This is a genomic window from Methanolobus sp. WCC5 (assembly GCF_045690325.1).
Lineage (GTDB): Archaea > Halobacteriota > Methanosarcinia > Methanosarcinales > Methanosarcinaceae > Methanolobus.
Map to the genome: position 1 here is coordinate 135,982 of NZ_CP146981.1, position 20,060 is coordinate 156,041.

At 43.5% G+C, this 20,060-nt stretch carries 17 protein-coding genes and 1 tRNA gene; 11 read left to right on the forward strand and 7 right to left on the reverse strand.

Annotated features, from left to right (window positions below):
* The first annotated feature begins 2 nt into the window (after positions 1 to 2).
* From V7O64_RS00660 to engB, 5 genes are all read left to right on the forward strand, one after another.
* On the forward strand, positions 3 to 509 hold the full coding sequence (locus V7O64_RS00660) for a hypothetical protein (protein ID WP_407356110.1): 507 nt from the start codon (positions 3 to 5) through the stop codon (positions 507 to 509).
* A 34-nt stretch (positions 510 to 543) separates the two neighbouring features.
* Positions 544 to 2,175, forward strand: coding sequence for a BatD family protein (locus V7O64_RS00665; RefSeq protein WP_407356111.1), 1,632 nt, complete (start codon positions 544 to 546; stop codon positions 2,173 to 2,175).
* Between the two features lie 4 nt (positions 2,176 to 2,179).
* The gene (locus V7O64_RS00670) at positions 2,180 to 3,466 is read left to right on the forward strand and encodes a hypothetical protein (protein WP_407356112.1); all 1,287 of its coding nucleotides are present in this window, start codon (positions 2,180 to 2,182) and stop codon (positions 3,464 to 3,466) included.
* Positions 3,467 to 3,617: 151 nt separating this feature from the next.
* Complete coding sequence (locus V7O64_RS00675) at positions 3,618 to 4,631, forward strand: DHHA1 domain-containing protein (RefSeq protein WP_407356113.1); 1,014 nt, start codon at positions 3,618 to 3,620, stop codon at positions 4,629 to 4,631.
* Positions 4,606 to 5,238, forward strand: coding sequence for a GTP-binding protein EngB (gene engB, locus V7O64_RS00680; RefSeq protein WP_407356114.1), 633 nt, complete (start codon positions 4,606 to 4,608; stop codon positions 5,236 to 5,238). The genes V7O64_RS00675 and engB overlap by 26 nt, the downstream gene beginning before the upstream one ends.
* Positions 5,239 to 5,389: 151 nt before the next feature.
* On the opposite strand, the gene V7O64_RS00685 is transcribed toward engB, so the two are convergent.
* The 3 genes from V7O64_RS00685 to V7O64_RS00695 are packed head-to-tail and all read right to left on the reverse strand — an operon-like array spanning position 5,390 to position 7,617.
* Positions 5,390 to 6,007, reverse strand: a complete 618-nt coding sequence (locus V7O64_RS00685; RefSeq protein ID WP_407357358.1) for a TatD family nuclease-associated radical SAM protein — start codon at positions 6,005 to 6,007, stop codon at positions 5,390 to 5,392.
* A 38-nt stretch (positions 6,008 to 6,045) separates the two neighbouring features.
* Positions 6,046 to 6,426: a gamma-glutamylcyclotransferase gene (locus tag V7O64_RS00690; RefSeq protein ID WP_407356115.1), complete on the reverse strand. Its 381-nt coding sequence runs from the start codon at positions 6,424 to 6,426 to the stop codon at positions 6,046 to 6,048.
* Positions 6,427 to 7,617: a geranylgeranyl reductase family protein gene (locus V7O64_RS00695; RefSeq protein ID WP_407357359.1), complete on the reverse strand. Its 1,191-nt coding sequence runs from the start codon at positions 7,615 to 7,617 to the stop codon at positions 6,427 to 6,429. It abuts the gene before it with no gap.
* Between the two features lie 177 nt (positions 7,618 to 7,794).
* Here V7O64_RS00695 and V7O64_RS00700 point away from each other — a divergent pair, with 177 nt between their 5' ends.
* From V7O64_RS00700 to V7O64_RS00710, 3 genes are all read left to right on the forward strand, one after another.
* Positions 7,795 to 8,535 (forward strand): hypothetical protein, encoded by a 741-nt coding sequence (locus tag V7O64_RS00700; RefSeq protein ID WP_407356116.1) that lies wholly within the window; start codon positions 7,795 to 7,797, stop codon positions 8,533 to 8,535.
* A 244-nt stretch (positions 8,536 to 8,779) separates the two neighbouring features.
* Positions 8,780 to 9,535 (forward strand): peptidylprolyl isomerase, encoded by a 756-nt coding sequence (locus V7O64_RS00705; protein WP_407356117.1) that lies wholly within the window; start codon positions 8,780 to 8,782, stop codon positions 9,533 to 9,535.
* A gap of 148 nt (positions 9,536 to 9,683) precedes the next feature.
* A tRNA-Ser gene (locus V7O64_RS00710) sits at positions 9,684 to 9,769 on the forward strand.
* Positions 9,770 to 9,837: 68 nt separating this feature from the next.
* Here the strand turns inward: V7O64_RS00710 and V7O64_RS00715 are convergent.
* Positions 9,838 to 10,026 (reverse strand): hypothetical protein, encoded by a 189-nt coding sequence (locus tag V7O64_RS00715; RefSeq protein WP_407356118.1) that lies wholly within the window; start codon positions 10,024 to 10,026, stop codon positions 9,838 to 9,840.
* A gap of 59 nt (positions 10,027 to 10,085) precedes the next feature.
* On the opposite strand from V7O64_RS00715, the gene V7O64_RS00720 reads away from it, so the two are divergent.
* Complete coding sequence (locus V7O64_RS00720) at positions 10,086 to 11,546, forward strand: hypothetical protein (RefSeq protein ID WP_407356119.1); 1,461 nt, start codon at positions 10,086 to 10,088, stop codon at positions 11,544 to 11,546.
* 53 nt (positions 11,547 to 11,599) lie between these two features.
* Here the strand turns inward: V7O64_RS00720 and V7O64_RS00725 are convergent, their stop codons facing one another.
* The 3 genes from V7O64_RS00725 to V7O64_RS00735 form a co-directional block, all read right to left on the reverse strand.
* Positions 11,600 to 12,772, reverse strand: a complete 1,173-nt coding sequence (locus V7O64_RS00725; protein ID WP_407356120.1) for a type III PLP-dependent enzyme — start codon at positions 12,770 to 12,772, stop codon at positions 11,600 to 11,602.
* A 295-nt stretch (positions 12,773 to 13,067) separates the two neighbouring features.
* The gene (locus V7O64_RS00730; RefSeq protein ID WP_407356121.1) at positions 13,068 to 16,109 is read right to left on the reverse strand and encodes a PAS domain S-box protein; all 3,042 of its coding nucleotides are present in this window, start codon (positions 16,107 to 16,109) and stop codon (positions 13,068 to 13,070) included.
* A 267-nt stretch (positions 16,110 to 16,376) separates the two neighbouring features.
* On the reverse strand, positions 16,377 to 17,114 hold the full coding sequence (locus tag V7O64_RS00735) for an SIMPL domain-containing protein (protein ID WP_407356122.1): 738 nt from the start codon (positions 17,112 to 17,114) through the stop codon (positions 16,377 to 16,379).
* Between the two features lie 282 nt (positions 17,115 to 17,396).
* On the opposite strand from V7O64_RS00735, the gene V7O64_RS00740 reads away from it, so the two are divergent.
* Together V7O64_RS00740 and V7O64_RS00745 are read left to right on the forward strand one after the other, a co-directional pair.
* Positions 17,397 to 18,836 (forward strand): ribulose-bisphosphate carboxylase, encoded by a 1,440-nt coding sequence (locus V7O64_RS00740; RefSeq protein ID WP_407356123.1) that lies wholly within the window; start codon positions 17,397 to 17,399, stop codon positions 18,834 to 18,836.
* Positions 18,837 to 18,880: 44 nt separating this feature from the next.
* Positions 18,881 to 19,651, forward strand: coding sequence for a type II CAAX prenyl endopeptidase Rce1 family protein (locus V7O64_RS00745; RefSeq protein ID WP_407356124.1), 771 nt, complete (start codon positions 18,881 to 18,883; stop codon positions 19,649 to 19,651).
* The last annotated feature ends 409 nt before the right edge of the window (positions 19,652 to 20,060 follow it).

Below are 20,060 nucleotides of genomic sequence, written 5' to 3' on the forward strand. Positions count from 1 at the left end.
GAATGGTAAGGTTTTTCACAAAAAAGGAAGAAAAGGCGCAGCTTACCGATGCAGAGGTAGCGGAGCTCTCAAAAAGTGCCTATGATCTTGGATTTGAAGTAGGTTATCATAAGCATTCAGAGCTTGGATGGGTCAGCGAGCGCTATTCAATGTTAGAGGACCTTTCAAAGGAAGCCGGATTTGACAAACTGGTCAAAGAGAAATACACCAAAGGTAAAGAAGATGGTATAAAGGCCAAAGAAAGGGATATGCATGCCGGCCTCTCCAAAAAAGAAGCTGAAAAGCAACGTAAGGAATCAAAAGGTGATTATAGTTCTTTGATCTTGCCGGGAGTGTCCCGGAAGCAGATAGAATCCGGGTACGGGAGTTCAATGTTAAGAGATGATAGTATTGCAGGTATGATACTGCAGCCGTCATTTATGAACCTTCCCGAATCAACTTCACGCACAAAGGCCATTGACAGGCCTTCTCAGTTAAAGGGGTTTAAACCACTGTATCCAAAAAATTAACATAATTAAAAAAAGAACTAAGTCAGGGATATCTATGGGAGTTAAAAAACTTTTCTGTTTACTTTTCTGTTTGTTATTGATCGTTTCTGTTTTGCTGATCTCACCTGCAATGGCATACGATCTTGACGACATCGAATGGAGTGACAGCAAATCTGCAAGTGGTACCCTCCAGTGGGGCAGTACGCTAAAATCCGGTGAATACACCGTGAAAGTGGAAGATTTCAACGCGGATGGATTTGTGAGTATAGGCATCTATCGGGGAGGACAACTGGAAAAGAAATCCCCCGTGCGTGCAGGAGAGGGTTTTGAGTTCCGTGACACTGAAAAGGGGGATGACCTTCGTATATTTTTAAAATCCGTAAAACTCAATATAGACGAATGGTCCGGTAATATGGTAAACCCCACAGCTGTTGTTGAAGTATATGAGCGTGGTCTTCCCAAAATGGATATTGTTATCAAGACAGAAAAAGACACTTATGATCCGCGGACAACTGCCTACCAGTATATAGTTTCAACCATCGACATAAAAAACAAAGGTGATGCTGAAGCATTAGATATGGATATGGAGATTGATGTGGACGGGATGGAGCTGGCTGACGGCAAGCTGACACATCGTTTTATGTCTGTTACAGAGGACGAGGTACTTGATACCATTACAATAAAACTTAAGATCCCCCACTACTGGGAAGAGACCAGTGTGAACATCAAGGTCACAACCAGTTCTGAGGATATCAATGGTGATATCCACGAAGATACAAAGACCAAAACCTTAAAAATAAAACCCGTTGTGGAACTAGTTGTTACCAAAACTGTCACAGAAGAAATATACATGGATCGAAAAGCGCATGTTTCTGTCAGTGTCTGGAACAATGGTATCTATAGTGTAAGTTCTGTAAAACTCAGTAATCCTGTTACAAGTGATCTTGAGCTACAGGACAATGTGGCAAGTGAAACTACACTTTCTTTTACTCCCAGGGAAACAAAGGCAAAGGTCTTTGAATACACATTAAAGCCCACAAAGACAGGCACATATACCATCCCTGCAGCTGTAGCTATTTTCACAGGTCCCGATGGTAAACAGTATACTTTTAAGTCAGACGCTCCAAAGATCAAGATAGAGGGTCCGGATATCGTTCTTACCAAAACGGTCAGTCCGGAAACAGTAAACCCCGGGGATGATGTGACTGTGAAGGTCAATGTGAAGAACCAGGGTACAAGAGATGCCAGTGTGACTACTGCTGAAACAATTCCACAAGGTGCTGCTTATGTAAGCGGTGATCTGGGATTTCATGATGTGGTGAAAAAAAGCAAATCCTTTTCTTATTCCTACATTATCAGGGTTGAGGACATAGGAGAACTAAGACTTCCTGAAACAACTGCTACATTCATAGACTTTGAGGAATTCAAAGGCGAAAAGATCTCCAACATTGCAATAATAAATGTGCTTGATCCAACTGCAGCATCCGACAGTTCCTCTGGTAGTTCCTCCGGTAGTTCCTCTTCAGGCACCAGCAGTTCAGGCAATCCGGTTCAAAGTGGTTCCAGCTCAACTTCATACGGCGATAATATTGCCGATGACAGGGTACAGCCGGGATTTGAAGCAAGTCTGATGATAATTGCATTATTATGTGTCCATTTAATATCCAGGCGCAGGAACAGGTCATAATTCCATGAAAAAGGAAATTTTCCTCTTCATCGGACTGGCTGTGCTGTTGATGAATGCCTGTAATGTTGCAGATGCGCGGTCAGATAATGTGGAATGGCTTGAATCAAAGGAGTATACACTCTATTGGGGAGATGAGATCAACCATAGCGGATACCTGATAAAAGCCGTGGATTTTTCCCCGGCAAAACCGACAGACACTGAAAATGATTATGTTATGCTTACAATATCAAGCATATATCATGATTCATGGGGCGCCATACTGGCCAATAACACAGGTATATCCAATAATACCGTTTTTGATGACAGGCTAAATATCACTGCTCTGGAAATAGTTACCGGGAATGATATCCCATCTCCTTATACCACGCTCAGTGTTGCAATATCCAATTCAACAGGCAGCTTACCTGTTAAAATAAAGTGGATGGATGCAACACTTGAATTTGAGGAGAGCAGCAGTAATGAGATCTACATTGATGAAAGGGCTTACTTTACCCTGAGGATGACAAACCTGAAAGCAATCCCACTGTCATCTGTAAGTATCAGTAAGGAACTTCCCGCAGAGATGGTATTCGATCCGGATTCCGATGCAAGCTGGAATCTTTCATTCGGTCCTTATGCAAAAAAAACCCAGGAGTTCTCACTGAAGGCCTTAAAGCCCGGAACCTATGAGCTCAACGGAACAAGGATCAGGGTTGACCATGATGGCAGGACCTACTCTAAAGAGCTTAATGCCAGCACTCTTGTGGTCCACGGTCCATACATAAATGTAAGCAAATACGCATCTTCTGAGCATGTAAACCTGAATGATGCGGTTAATATAACATTGAACATAATGAACGAAGGAGACAGGGCAGCCCATGTAAAGATAACTGATCAGCTTCCTGCAGGCGCTGTGCTGCTCTCTGGTGAAAACAGTGCAAGCCGGGTGCTGCATGCAGACGAGAGTTTCTCACTGATCTATTCTGTGCGCATGGGTAAAGCCGGAGATATTGTCTTGCCCGCAGCAAGGGCAAGATTCGTTGATTCCAAGGAGTATGAAGGCATTGTATATTCCGCAAAGGCATTGATACATGTACGTGACCCATCTGACACAAAAAATGAAGATGAGTATGATGAAGTGTTCCACTCTGATGACGCTTATGAAGACGATCATGGCACATACGCTCAGGACTTCACTGAAAACCCGGCAGACCAGCCTGAAAAGCAGGACCATGGGAAATTACAGTTCTTATATGACATTCTTGGTTCAATTACAGGTTTCCTGAAGGATACAAAAGACAAAATACTATGAATGTCAATCTCATCAATGAAATCATTGTTCTTTGTTTCTTAATATGTTTCTGAAAGTTAATATAAGAGACAGGTTTAATATGTTTCTGAAAGTTAATAAGAGACAGGATTAATATGTTTCTGAAAGTTAATATAACAGACAGGATGTTCCAATGACAAGATCCAATAGACCTGAACGCAATACTTCTTTGATCCTGACCCATGGGGATTCTGATGGCGTCTGTTCCGGCGCCATTGCAAAAAGTGCCTATCCTGATGCAGATGTTTATTTTACATCCCCTGTAGGGATACTGGATGAGCTACAACTTGCTGACGGATATAAGAATATTATTATATGCGATATTGCTGTTGATGAGAGAAGGTGTAATGACCTTTTCAGGCGGCTTGAGGAACTTGCACAAAGTTCGAACCTGATCTATATAGATCATCATCCATTGCCAGAGGATTGTTTTTCCGCGGACTGGATGCATAATGACATCACGGTCTGTTCATCGGAGCTTACCTACAAGGTACTTGAGAAAAGACTCAGCAGGGATATACGCAGGGTGGCTATATACGGTGCCATCGGAGATTATTATGATAATACTCCTTCTGTCAGGGAATGGCTGCGTGACTGGGATAAGAGGAGCCTTTTCTTCCAGGCAGGAACACTTATCCAGGCACTTATCTTTGCGGGGCGCAATTATGATTTCAAAAGAAAGGTCCTGCTGCCTCTCTCACATGACAGGATACCCACAGAGATACCCAATGTTCTCAGATCTGCAAAGGAAGGTGCCAGCCTTGAGGAAACCCTTCGCATCCATGTGAAAAAAGATGTAAGGACGCTTGCCAACCTGGCATATGTGGTTGACCCGAATGGTTATATGTCTAAATCTGCTATATATGCTGCTTCCTACGGAGGGAAAGGCGTGGGACTTTCGGCTGAATACAGGCACAAAAGAGATGTATATGATATGAGCCTGCGTTCAAGGGACAGTGTTGATCTGAACATGCTCCTGCGTCGTATAGCTCCTCTTTTTGGCGGAAGCGGTGGCGGACATTCCGCAGCAGCCGGGGCGAGGATTCCAAAGTCATCTTTTGAAGATTTCCTCCGTGAACTGGATAAGGCTATCGGCGAGGAAAAAAGCAGATTGAAAGTGGATGCAAATGGCAAAGAAAGTCAATGAACTTGAAGGTGTGGATTTCGAGATACTTTTTGCCGGAAGATCAAACGTAGGCAAGTCTTCCGTTATCAGGGAAATCACAGGGAAGAATGTCAAAGTGGGTAAGCGTCCTGGTGTGACGCTGAAACCAACTCATATCCGCTACTCAGACCTGCTCATCACAGACCTGCCGGGATTCGGTTTTATGAGTGGTGTCAAGGATCGTAAGCAGGATATTGTGAAGGACCAGATAGTGCGCTACATTGAGAACAATGCGCAAAGAATAAGTCTTGCAGTGCTGGTCATTGACGGCGCTGCTTTCCTTGATATCGTACAGCGCTGGGAGGAGAGGAATGAGATACCTGTGGATGTTGAGCTCTTTGAGCTGTTCTCAGAGCTTGGTATCGATACTGTTCTGGCTGTCAATAAGATCGATAAGATAAAGGGAACAGAGCTCAATGCAACTCTGGACATGATCTGCGATAAACTTAACATGCTGCCACCATGGAGGCAGTGGTTAGATACTGTGGCTCCCATATGTGCAAAAAAGGGTGATATCGTTTCCCTGAACCTGCTTATCAGGCAAAGATTGCATGATGCAAGAAGGGATGACCTTTTTAAATATTTTTAAATAAATATACATTTTTAAACCAATTCATTATTAATTTATTTTTATAAGTATGGACACTTATTTTAGAAGCAATTAACAATTATTTTTAAAGTATCTGGTAATTATTTTTAAAATAACTACTAATTAATTTCAAAGTCATAGGTAATAAGTTTTATCTTACCTTAAAAGTAGCTCCCAGGTCATTTGCTATCTTTTCACATTCATCGATGTCAATGCCTGGCTGGCTGACAACAGTCATCCTGGTTCTGATACCTGCAGAGATGGCTTTTTTTGTAAAATCCAGCAATGCCTGGTACGAGCCTTCAAAAAATGGTTTGCATAAACGGTTGTACTTTTCCTCGGATTCTGCATTAAGGCTCACTGATACTGAACCAAGGCCTGCTGCTTTTAGTTCCTCCACCACATCCCTGTCAGGATACATAAGTGCTGCATGCCCGTTGGTGTCAAGTCTAACACTGACTCCTTTTCTGTGAAGCCACCGGGTAATGTTCAATACGGTGTCAAACCTGCAGGTCGGCTCTCCAAAGCCAGTGAAGACAACCTCCCTGTATTTGCTAAGGTCATGGCTTTGCAGGTCAGCAATTATCTCCTGCCCGGTCGGTTCCCTTGAAAGGCGCAGATCGTATCCGTAAACGCCGTCACAGATGTCCCGTATGCAGAACACGCAACTGGCACTGCACTGGTTCGTTATGTTGAGATAGAGATTGCCATGCGCTTCATAGCTGATAGTGTCCATGTGCATGGGAATACTGTTGTCATTATCTGGCATGTCTATCTTCCTGTTTATTACTTTCTCATCCCGGCATTTTACTTTAACCATCGGCCTTGCCGGATAACAGGGAAGTCGGCCACAGGTCTTTTCCTGAGGATATACATAAGTGCCTTCATGCCGGATCCAAGCTGAACTTCTTCCCTGAAGTACCATTCTCCTTCGTATCTGTCAAGTGCTTCAAGGGTTTCAGGTGTGATCTTGTAGACTTCACCATATATGAAAGTTGATATGTGTGGAGTCAGTCTTCTTTTATCATTTTTTTCTTCTTCAGTGTCCTTCAGGACCCCCGGAAAGCTGCCAAGGTCAAGCATTATGAATTTTTCTGCAGTCCTTGCAGTACCGATATATTCCGAATCTTTCAGCAGCTGATGGATGGTATTTCCTGCTTTGAGAGTCCCGTAAACGAATAGATACATTCAGTTAAGTCCCACGTTCAGTTTCATCAATGTCTTTTTGACAGGGTCCGGAAGCTGTCCGCACTGTATGGCTTTCATCTGCTCAGGTGTTATCATTCTAATGGCTGTGGTCATGAGCCTGTCAGAAAGCATGAGACGATCCATGAGCTTGCGGACATATACTGCGGTCATGATCTCAAGTCCCATCTGCTGACGCCATCGTTTTTCGTATTCCATTAGCTGACATTTACCTGCAAGGAATTCTGCTGCAGTCTCACCTGCGATCTTCCCTCCCACCATTGCTGTGGATATCCCGCCGCCATTGGTTGCTATTATGTGCCCTGCAGCGTCCCCTGCGATCAGTGTGTTGTGGTTTGCGGTCACCTTTGGTGCACCTCCCACAGGAACAAGTCCTGCCACCACGGAGGTTATGGTGGCTCCGCTGAGCTTTTTGCTGGCTACGGGATGCTCATACATAAAACGGTCAAGATAATCCCTGGCACACAGGTGTTTTTCAAATAGTGCCTCCCTTATACCGACACCTATGTTCGCTGTATCTTCACCCTGGGAAATTATCCAGGCATATCCTCCCGGGACGTAGTCCTTTCCAAAATACATCTCCACTGCATCTTTATCAACATCCGCTCCACTGAGCTCGTACTCAAAGGCAGTTCCGGTCCCCATGGGATCAGGATCACGAAGCATATTGTTAGCTTTTGCTACAATAGAGTTTGGCCCGTCCGCTCCTATGATCACCTTGCCTTTGACCTTGAACTCGCCAAAAGCACCATCCATGAAGAGTTCCGTACCGTTCACTTCGGTGACATTCGTTCCTGCAAGCAGATGCGCACCTGCTTTACCTGCTTCTTTTGCAAGGTGCTTGTCAAACCGTCTCCTGTCAATGGCATCGGCATCAACTTCAAAACCTTTGGATAGGCCACCGGGAGCTATGAAGCGCTGGTATGAAGCTGTTGCGTGAATACAGCTTCGCGGGATCTCTTCAAGGGTGAAGGGGAGTTTTGCATTGGGCACAAGCTCCTGCAGCACAGGATAATGGGGAAGGAAACCTCCGCACTGAAGAGGCACGCCTATGTCCTTTTTTTTCTCTACCAGTAATACTGATAGGTCATGCATGGCAGCATACATGGCTGCAGTGGAGCCGGCGGGTCCTGCACCGACAACAATGATGTCATATGAGTCTTCAGGTTTCATATCTGTCATTATATATGTTTTCAAGGTCGTAACTTACAGATACATTGCTCCATTGGTCTTGATTTTCTGGAGTTTGTCCGGAAATTTTTATCAATGATCTGTACGCTTGGCTCAATATGCTTATCACAAACCACATTCTATTAGATATATCTAACTATCATCCGTTATGGTGAGAAAATGGTAATTGAACACAGGAACAATGTCTGGGTAGTACGTACGGGTTATTGCGGTTTGCAGGAGAAGGCATGTCTTGAGAGAGGCCTTATCTCTTTTGACCTTGACCTGCACATAATGGACTTGTTCAGAAACGAGTTACTGGAAATGAAAGAGCAGTCACATCATTATAAAAGGTATCTTCATTTCGGGGATAAGTACAGGGATTTTGACCGGAAGTTCAGGAAAGAGTTTGAGGAAGCCATCAAGGATGTGGATTATTCTGCAGACAGGCCTGAGGTTGTAAAGAAGATGAAACGGCTTAACTCTAAGCTTCAGAAGCTTGATGACGAAGTAAAGCAGTTCGATGCTACGATGCATAAGTTCGATGAGTTTGAGAGAATGGAACAGATAAAGAAGGCAATACAGACAATGCTCAGCAATCCCCCGGCAGATCTGCTGGAAAGCTGGGCTGCGGATGTGGTGCGCTTTGTCTACGATATAAGGGTCTATGATCTTATCGTACTGCCTGTAATGTCTGAAGGACAGGTGGCCATAGGACGGGTGCGGGATCCTTACAAGTACCGTGCGGGCAAGGGAGTTTACAGCCATAGCAGAAGGGTTGACTGGCATGATACCAGGGTTTCTTTTGATAATATGTTCTTTGGTTTTGATAAGATACTTGAATCCGGTTCTTCCATAACACTACTTGATGGTGATGACAGGGATTTTGTCCAGGGGATAGTTGTTGATAATACCTTCTGATCGTCTGTGACTGGCTTGTGACAGGCCTCATGTTCTATTTCCGGTAGGAATACTGGCAGGGATAACGTTATTTCTGGCTGTATTGTGTCCGTGTCAGTAACATCCTCGTTTTTTTCCCGCTTTTTCCGGATGTTCTGGCAAAAGATTCTTAAAGGCATATGAGTATAGCGTGCAGGTAATTCCATTCATGGATCCTTGCCCGTAGGATCCGATTATAATCATAACTAATAATGAGTTGATCGATTTGGCAATTGAGAAAGGCGATTTCATAAAGATAACATATACCGGAAAGTTCAATGAAGGACAGATCTTTGACACCACCGATGAGCAGCTTGCAAAGGATAATGGTATTTACAACCCGCGCGGTGTTTACGGCGGAGATGTCGTGATCGTTGGCTCAGGCCACACCATTGCAGGCCTGGATGAGGATTTCATTGGCAAGGAGGCAGGCTATTCCGGTTCTATCACAATCCCTCCTGAGAAGGCATTCGGTGCACACAACCCTGCCCTTGTGGAGACTGTTTCCGTTACAAAGCTGGCTGACCAGTTCAAGGGCCAGAAACCATATCCTGGAATGCCTGTTGAATTTAACGGCAGACGTGGTGTAATTTCACAGATCATAGGCCGCAGGGTGCGTGTTGATCTGAACCATGCACTTGCAGGCCAGGAAGTCGAGTATGAGTATACCATTGTTGAGAAGATCGAGGACAAGGTCGCTAAGGCACAGGGTCTGCTCTCACTCTACACGGGCATGCCTGAGATAGAGGTTGAAGTAACTGATGACATGATAAGGATCTACACCCCGATAGAGCTTGGATTCAACCAGAGATGGCTGGTCTCAAAGATGACCATTGCAAATGAGCTCATCAACAAGCTCGATATCCCTAAACTGGAATATGTCGAAACCCACCCATACGTCCCACCGACCGAGGAGGCAGACGCAGCAGAAACATCAGAGGCTCCTGCAGCAACAGAAGAAGCTGAAACACCAGAGGAATGAACTTCCTCTCTCCTTTCCTTCACTTCAGGGTCACCAACAGACCTGATAGGTCACTTTGCCCCGGGCCAGACCCCAATACACATCGTCAATACCGGTCTTGAATCAAAACCCTTATATCCGAAGTTGCTATTAAAGAACCATCCGACATGCTGAGGTAGCCAAGTGGACTACGGCGCCGGTCTTGAAAACCGGTAGTGCTAACGCGCTGCGGGAGTTCGAATCTCCCCCTCAGCGTTCTTTACTGATTTTGATAAATATTTTAATAATAATTTTAATATTTATTTTAATACTAATTTTAATACTTATTTCCCGTAAATCCTTTTCCAGTCCAATATAATAACGGAATCAGGCTTTCTACAGAATCCGTGGTAACTTTTCTTTAAATCCCAAAAAGCCTCATCAATATAAAAGCCAGGACCCTGGAAGTTGCACCCAGATAGAGCCTGCGGATATGTTTCCTTCCTTCTTATGCTGGCCTTCTTTTGTTCCATTACAGAGTATTGCTATCCACCGGCTAATAGATATTCCAGAAAAGCATAATAATAGATTAATGGATCCTCGAAAACAGTGCAGTTCCCTGGCATTTTTGCTTGTGCTTTTTCTTGTTACCTTTTCATTCGGGTGCATAGGGGACGATGGACCATATTTTCATGAAGAGGCTCTACTTAACGACAATATAGCAAACACTGTTTCAGATGACACTGGAAATGATGATGCCCCTGAAAAAGGAGCTGCTGATCCGGACCGAACATCACCTGGAATCGATACATACACAGAAACGGTTTCACTTAAAAGGACAGGTATTCTTGAACTTGAAAATGGCTATTCCTTAAAGGTCCTGGATATAGATAACAAAGAGAAGCAGATATGGATATCTTTCAGAAAAGATGGCAATGAGTATGCAACAGCTACTATGCTTGCCGGTCATACTTACAAAGTAAAGGATACAAAGGGCCTGAAAGTGATCTATGACCTTCGGGTGGATAAGATACTTGAAAACAATTTCGTAGTTCAGATAACATGTACAATAAGGCCGCAGATATGGCTGGAAACCGGGATATATCAGGGTAAGATCCGGGAGAATGAGGTCCGTGTCGATGAGAATACGATTTTCAGAACCTACAGGTGGATATATGATAACACGGAATTCACCATTGCATATGAATATAGTATTAAAGCATATGATGCGTATTCTGAAAGAAGCCGCTACAGGGATTTCAGTCATTTCGTTAATGACCCCTACGACGACGAACTTATCTCTCAGGTAACAAAACAGATAGAAGAACTTGCCATTAAGGCAGGTTACAGCAGAGATGAGATACCCTACATCGCCATGACCTTTGTGCAGTCATTGCCTTATGTCAGTGATAGTGCTTCCTCAGGATATGATGAATATCCTCGTTTCCCTTTTGAGACACTATATCACGGAGGAGGGGATTGTGAGGATTCGTCTATCCTTCTGGGTGCACTTCTTTATGATATGGATTATGGTGTCGCGCTCATAGAACTGCCGGGACACATGGCAATAGGAGTTAAAGGGGACGCAGGTCTGCCTGGCAGCTACTATGAACATTCAGGTAACAGGTACTATTACCTTGAAACAACCGATTCCGGCTGGTCTGTAGGTGTTGTTCCTGATGAATACATCAATGCTGAGGCAATCGTAGTGCCAATCACAAAAGGCTATCCTCAACTGAGGATCGGTTTCACCGGAAATGCAAAAAACAGCAGATATGCAACTTGTGTGGATATGGATATTGAAGTGATGAATGTGGGTTCTGAGCTTACCGAAGATATTGTGATCTATGCAACTCTGGAAACAACAACTGAAATGATGGTATGGGATGAGCTGAAGATAGATACAAGGACAGATCTGCCTGTTGACCGGTCTCTGGCATATTCCGTCTCAGATCTTTGCGTTCCTGCAGGTGAGGGATATCGTGTGGCTATATGGTCATGGGGTTCAAATGCCGATGCAGAATATGTCTACAGTGACTGGCTCACTGCCTGAGTAACTTTAAAAAGGGAAAAAGCACAGGAAGCACTTTTTCCCTGCGTTGCTTTTTAAATTACATATGCCTTCAGAGGCGGAAAACCGTTGAAGGCAACAGAACTGTAACTCTGCGTGTAGGCTCCGGTGGTGAAAATGTAGAGGCGTTCGCCTTCATTGAGGGTATTGGGGAATACGTATTTATGGTCTTCATACAGAATGTCCATACTGTCACATGTTGGCCCTGCAAGTATCACTTCTTCCTCATATCCTTCCTTTTCGGAGTATATAGGGTACTTTATGCATTCATCAAGGGTCTCTATGAGCCCTCCGAATTTGCCGATATCCAGGTATACCCATTTATACTGATTGAGTTTTGCTTTCTTGGAGATCATTATTACTTCAGTCACAATGATCCCCGCGTCCGCAGTAAGTGAGCGTCCCGGTTCTATGATAATCTCCGGATGTTCCTCACCAAAGTCCTCCTGTATGAAACGGAGGATCTCATGGGCATATGTCTCAAGTTCATTTGCAGGTGAAAGGTACTTTGCAGGGAACCCTCCTCCGAGATTTATCATCTTCAGTTTTATTCCCTGGAGCGCTACGGCTTCAAAAAGATACTTGCACTTTGAAAGAGCATTGTCCCACTGTCCGATATCACGTTGCTGGGAACCGACATGGAAAGAAAGACCATAGGGTTCCAGACCAAGTTTATGTGCCTGAAGTATCATCTCGTAGGTTATGTCCGGGTGAGCTCCGAATTTTCGGGAAAGAGGCCAGTCCGCACCATCACTTTCTGTGAGCAGGCGGAAGAACACCCTGGAGCCCGGAGCGCGGCGTGCTATTTTCATCAGGTCGCTCTCCGAGTCCGTGACAAAGAGACGGACACCTTTTTCGTATGCATATGCAATGTCCTTCTCTTTTTTGATGGTGTTGCCATAGCTTATTCTCTCCGGAGGGACTCCCAGTCTGAGAAGCTGGTCTATTTCATATGTAGTGGCAGCATCGAAATTAGATCCTTTGTTCTTTAAGGTCAATATCACTTCATCAAGAGGGTTCGCCTTAATTGCATAATATATCTTTACAAAAGGCATGTTCTTAACCAGTGCATCGTACATTTTTTCGACTTTAGCCAGATCTACGATCAAAAAAGGAGTCTCTTTGTCCTTAGAGAACTCCTTAATTCTTCCAAAGTCCTCCTCAGTGATGAAATCATCCAGAGGGAAATCATATTGCTCTTTTCTCATATCTACTCCTTGCGTGATTAGACAAGTATCATAGGAGCTAGTAAGTTGAATAATTAAAATTAGACCATACTAGTTTATTCAGTCAAATACTTGGTATTTTGCATTTAATAGCAGTTTAAGTATTTAAAACTGATTCTTAATGAATGATAATTGTTTTTATTGCTTTTTATTTTAAATAGATATCTATTACAAACTTATATTGTGATAAAGTTCTTATAATCTATTATATTTAGTAATGAAGGTCCTAAATCACTTTTAAATAAAAAAGTTAAAAAGTATAGAATTATTCTTCCGGTTAGCATCGAAACTTTTCAGAAACACTTGAAACCGGGATCGTAAAAAAGAAAGTACTCCCTTTACCAACTTCACTTCTGACCCATAGGTTTCCGCCATGCATTTTCACGAATTTTCTTATGATGGCAAGCCCGAGACCGGTGCCTTTGAATTTACGTGTTGTTGAACCATCTACCTGATAGAAAGGGTCAAATATCCTTTCCAGATCTTTTTCAGGAATTCCTATACCTGTATCACTGATGGATATCCCTACATTACCATCGTTACGCTGGATAGTGTTAATTGTTACTTTTCCACCATCCGGAGTGAATTTAAGGGCATTGTCTATAAGGTTATAGAGTATCTCTTTTATCTTCATGGCATCAGCAACGATTTCAGTTTGCTGCAAAGAGATATCAATGAGCATCGTTATATTTTTTCTTTTAGACTGTATGGTCATCATGGAACAGACATCATTTATAGCATTTTCCAGATCAAAGCTTGTACAGTTAAGTTGCATCTCCCCCAGTTCCATCTGTGCGATATCAAGTATATTGTTAATAAGGTTGAGAAGTAAATGCCCGCTCTGATTTATTGTACTGACGTATTTTTCCTGTCCTTCATCAAGCTGTCCCATAACCCCTTCCAGAAGCAGGTCTGAAAAACCGATAATAGAGCTCAGGGGTGTCCTTAGCTCATGGCTTGTGTTTGCCAGGAATTCATTCTTGCTTCGATTTGCATTATCAGATGCCAGCTTAGCTTTGAGTATCTCTTCCTCGGCCTGCTTTCTTTCGGTAATATCGCGGAAGAATACAAGAGCTCCTTCACAACCTTCATAATCTATGGGCACAGCTGATACTTCAGCAATAAAGGAGCTGCCGTCAAGGCGCAGACATGTCTCCTCTGCCTGCGGAACACTTTGTTTTTTATCATTGAGATGATGTATCCGTTCTTTAACCATATTCTGTGAATCAGAATGGAAGCTATCCATAACAGGATGACCCAGCAACTGTTCCGGCGTTTCTGCTCCTAAAAGATTTAAAGCTGCAGGATTGAGGTATGCAAATTTCCAGTCAGTCTGCACAAAGATGGCTTCAGGCGCATTCTCTACAAGAAGACGGAAACGTGCCTCGCTTGCAGCCAGCGCTTCCTGAGCAGCCCTTTCCTCGCTCTGATCCCTGAATACAAGCACAACACCTGTTATCATACCATCCGGGTCAAGGATAGGCGAACCACTATCTGCTATAGGTATTTCCTTTCCCTGCCTGGATATAAGCAATGTGTGATTTGCAAGCCCGACTATCTGTCCCTCTCGCAATACCCTGCGAACCGGGATCTCAACCGGCTTTCTTGTATCTTCATTTATAATCCTGAATACATCTTCAAGTGTTTCACCCTTAGCTTCGTTTTCTTTCCATCCGGTAAGTTGTTCAGCAACATTGTTCATCTGCCTCAGATATCCGGCAGTGTCTGTAGTGATTACTCCGTCGCCGATGCTGTAAAGAGTGGTCCTGAAAAGTTCCTCACTTTCCTTGAGGGCTTTTTCTGCAAGTTTGCGATCTGTAATGTCATGTATAATAGAATACAGTAAAGTACTACCTTCGATCAGGATCGGTCCGCTGAAAACCTCCACATCCCTGACCGAGCCATCGGCCAGAAGATGCCTGAAAAAGAAATGATCGCGATGTTCGGTCCTTGCACGTTCCATCTCCTGCTTTATTTCTGCAGCTGGCAGGGTGTTTATCTCCATTATCTTCTTCTGCAACAATGTTTCATATGACCATCCATAATATTGGACAGCTGCGGTATTTGCATCCACTATAGCTCCGGTTTCAGGATCGATTATCAGCATTACGGAATGATTGTTCTCAAAAAGACTTCGATAACGTTCTTCACTTTCCCTGAGTTTTTCTTCTATAATTTTACGCCGGGTTATATCGGTAATGAAACCTTCGATTGCTTCTACATTTCCTGCAGCATCATAAATACCCTTACCCTGCTCCCATACCCATTTTACCTCTCCTGTAGCAGTGCTTATCGTATACTCGTCCCGGAATGTAGCTTTTTTCAATAGGTTTTGCTCCCATTTTTTCCACAGGTAGTCTCTATATTCAGATTCTATCAGTTCATTAAAGGACAATTTTTGATTATCAAGAAGATCTTCAGGTTCATATCCGGTCAATGTGCGGCAGCCTTCTGACACAAACCGCATTGTCCACTCGCGGTCATAGTCACATCTGTAAGCCATTCCAGGCAGGTTTGAAAGCAGGACCGATTTACTCCTCTCACTTTCCTGAAGTGCCTGCTCCAGTTTCTTTCGCTCACTTACATCCCTCAGAAAGCAAAAAATGCCCGGAGTCCCGTGGTCTGAATAGATTGCACTGACCTCAATGTCCAGTGTCCTTCCATCTTTTGTCCTGTGATGGGTTTCAAAAAGATCTTTTCCCACTTTCTTAGTCCTGTCAATATGGTATATGACCTGTGCAGGGTTCATATCTGCTTCCAGGTCGCATACGTTCTTTTCTAACAGTTCTGCATATGAATAGCCTGTCATTTTGCAATACTTGCCATTTACATCAAGTATCCTGCCTTCCATATCTATGAACCAGAACCCGTCTACTGACATCTCAGTTATTGTCTGGTAACGTTGGGCATAATCCTTGCTTTTTTCATCGGTTCCCGGTTTATTTTTCAGATGATCATTTAAGCGTATGCAGGATAATTCTATTGTAGTGCGCAATTGTTCGTCCGAAAAAGGCTCTATAAGACAATCTGAGACCCGGGATTCTGCAAGAGATTGAATATCCCGGTCATTTAACTGTGATGATATCAGAATTATCGGAACCTTTCCGTTATCCGACAGGTACATGTTTTCTTTTATCCGGCAGATCTGTGCAGAGTCTGAATGTATCAGAACAATATCTATTTTCTCGTTTTGAAAAGGAGTGCCTGGATTATATTTACTCAGGGATTGTCCGTATACCGGATAACCGAGGTTTCTGAGCCTTTCTGCAATAGCCGTATGCTCCGGATTACCATTAAAAAGCAATAATATTTTTTTCATTCCACCATCTTTATTTGAGATCAACTAATTTTTTTGCTACTGAATAATTTATATAGTTGTCGCTATGGTTATTTCCATCCGGGATATCCGGTCTGAAAAAAGGACCTTGAAGTTGAGTCAATCAATACCGGCAAAAAAACACTGACAAAAAAAGCCTGCAGAAAGATGCTATACTAGTTTTCCATAGTTCATCTTTCTGGCAGTTGTGATCTATATTGATCTCAATGACAGTTATGTCTCCTAATCATAATGTTCATTAATATCATCTTATTCGATAAGATATGTCACCTGGACAGACATCGATACTGTGGATTCCCCTGGTTGTATTGGGGTTGGAACGGCTTCGTCCATGGCTGCCTGCGGCATTTCATATTGTACTCTGTATCCTCCACTGTCACTCAAAGAGGATGTTTGCACACCGCTTATCCTGACACCCAGGTTTTCTGCAAGCATCCCTGCTTTTGATGCCGCATCTTCCACCGCCTCATCTACCAGGTCTTCCCGCATCTCTTTTTGCATATCAGTGGATACCGAAAAGGCAATACTTCCAATCTGGTTGGCACCTGCTGCAGCGGACCTGTCAATGATATCGCCCAGCCTGTCAAGCATTGTGGTTGTGACCTGGACATTGTTCGAGGCAGAATATCCTTCGATGGTACGCTCCTTCTCATAATTGTAGACCGGATACACAGAGACATGTGATGTCCGGATGTTCCTTTCCTCCAGGCCGATTCCTTTGAGTTCCTCTATTACAGCACTCATAATGTCTGCATTCTCAGCTACGGCTTCATTTGCAGTTGCCGACTCCACTACCACTCCTATATCCAGTGTTGCCGTATCAGGGACAACTTTTATTTCAGCATGTCCACTCATATGTATTGTTCTTTTTGTATTGTCTGATGATACCTGCGAACCTGCATATAAGGCCGCTGCCATCAACACAATGACAATGGTCATGGCTATTATCAGATAGTATAACCTATTGTTCAAATTCTCCTGAGACAAATTCCACACCCCGGTTTTAGTTGTTCATTAATGATTGTTCTTTATTTGTTTATAGTTTTATCCCGTTAATTCCGCGATTCTTCCACCATTCTTCCACCATTCTTCCACCATTTTTCAACCATTTTCCATCATTTTCCATCATTTTTCATTATTTTTCATTATTTTTCATCATTTGATAACACTTTGATCATATGCCACTTTAATGTGTAAATATCAGATCGCCGGTGCTTCCAGGCTTTCCGGTACAAAAACTAAAATAGATTGCGCACTGTTCTTATTTATATGAGTTCGATTCTTGAAGATCTGGTAAAATCGCTCAACCCCAAACAGCAGGCATATGTGAACATGGAATTGCCGGAGCCTACAAACGGTGAATACCTTCTCAGTGTCTTCCACCTGGTGCCGGGTGGGAAATTCAACGTTTTACAGGCTGCTGCGGAGGTTGCTGCTGAATCGTCCACAGGTACGAATTTCAAGGTCAATACCGAGACTCCTTTTTCCAAGACCATGAATGCACTGGTCTACCAGCTCGATCTGGAACGGGAGCTGGTATGGATAGCATATCCTTGGAGGCTTTTTGACAGAGGTGGAAATGTCCAGAACATACTCACCTATATTGTTGGTAACATCCTTGGAATGAAGGAAATTGCTGCCCTGAAATTGCTTGATGTGTGGTTCCCGCCCTCAATGCTGGAACAATATGACGGTCCGGGCTACACTGTGGATGACATGAGAAAATATCTCAATGTCTATGATCGTCCTATCCTCGGAACTATCGTTAAACCGAAAATGGGGCTCACTTCTGCAGAGTATGCTGAGGTATGCTATGATTTCTGGGCAGGAGGCGGTGATTTTGTCAAGAATGACGAGCCACAGGCCAACCAGGATTTCTGCCCGTATGAGAAGATGGTCATGCATGTCAAGGAAGCCATGGACAAGGCCGTCCTTGAGACGGGACATAGAAAAGTTCATTCTTTCAATGTCTCAGCTGCTGATTTTGACACCATGATCCAGAGGTGTGAGATGATAGTCAACGCCGGTTTCGAGCCCGGAAGCTATGCGTTTTTGATCGATGGCATCACTGCAGGCTGGATGGCTGTGCAGACGCTCAGGAGAAGATATCCCAATGTATTCATCCACTTCCACAGGGCAGCCCACGGGGCTTATACCAGGCCGGAGAACCCTATCGGGTTCTCGGTACTTGTCCTGTCCAAATTTGCAAGGCTGGCAGGAGCTTCAGGTATACACACGGGAACTGCAGGTGTGGGTAAGATGAAAGGAAAACCTGAAGATGATGTTGTTGCAGCCCATGGTATCCAGTACCTGAGCAGTGAAGGTCATTTCTTCAGGCAGAGCTGGACCAAGATACCTGAAAGTGATAAGGACGCCATCGGTCTTGTGAATGAGGACATCGCTCACCATGTTATCCTGAAGGATGACAGCTGGAGGGGAATGAAAAAATGCTGTCCCATGGTTTCCGGCGGACTGAATCCAGTAAAACTCAAGCCTTTCATAGATCTGATGGGAAATGTTGATTTCATAACCACCATGGGATCCGGAGTCCATGCCCATCCCGGAGGCACCCGCAGAGGTGCGATGGCTCTGGTTCAGGCATGTGATGCCTATCTGAAGGGTGTGGATGTTGATGATTATGCCAAAGATCATGAAGAACTGGCACAGGCGATAGATTATTTCACAAAGGCATCTAAGGATGCCATGTGACATTTTTTATCAGCTCATCTTCATACCGGGAAAGGAAATGATCAATGAGGTTCAGGGATCTTGTTGACTGGAATGTTTACTGGCTGCTGTTCATAGTAGCTGAATTCTCACTGCTTGCTGCTCTGCCATATTCCATCACTATTACAGGTGATGCCATATATGACCTGGGGGTATCGCTGCCCACGGTCCTTGCAACTCAGTTTGCCCAGGCGACAGTACTTTTTTTAGTTTCTATCTTCACAGGACTCTACCTTGGTAAAAGAACCGGACTGGGAACGCCGGTGCTGGATTCTCTTTTCAGAACAAGGAATTTGCCGGCAAACTATGGTTCAGTGTTAAAGTTGTCTGTTTTCCTTGGTATCCTGGTAAGTTTCATCATTTTTATCCTGGACCGCTTTGTATTTTCAATATTTTCCGAACCCCTGACAGTACATTTGATGACTCCTCCCCTCTGGGAGCGCTTTTTGTATTCATTCTATACAGGTTTTGTAGAGGAGGTTGTTCTGCGATTCTTCCTTATGACTCTCCTGGTCTGGATCTCGTGGAAAATAAAAAGGACTTCGCAGGGTCTTCCCACCTCAGCAGGTGTATGGATGGCTATTTTGATAGTCAGCTTTATCTATGGCCTGGGATACCTTTCTTCATCCTTGTCTGCAAGTATGGAACAGGTGCAAATGATTGCAATCCTGCTGTTTAATGCACTGGCAGGGATAGCTTTTGGATGGCTTTACTGGAAAAAAGGTCTTGAAGCTGCAATTATTGCAAATCTCACATCAAGCCTGATGATATTTGTGGTACTGGGGTCGTTGCTCTGAAAACCGAAGGAGCTGTTTCCCTTTTGCTCCTACTCTGTATGATCAATTTTGCATTAATGATAAAAGACTAAAATAATAAAATAATAAAAGACTAAAGCCTGAACGTAACAAACCTGATATGTGTGTGGTTGTGGGAGTAATGTGGAACAGGTCTGTTAACGTTCACTTTTTTGATCCGTTTTTAGCTTCAGTTATTTTCAATCAGGTCCATATCGTACCACCGAATGGTCATGCAGTCTGTCCGGACAATCTGTCTTTGTGACTGCAATTCGTAGTAGATTTTTCAACTATTTAAATATATCTATAGTTGTATGTATAATGAGAATGATGATGATGATATTATGTATTTAGCTTTGGTTTAAATTTAAGGAGGAAGTGCTGGAAATGTCAATTCATTGATATTCAATAC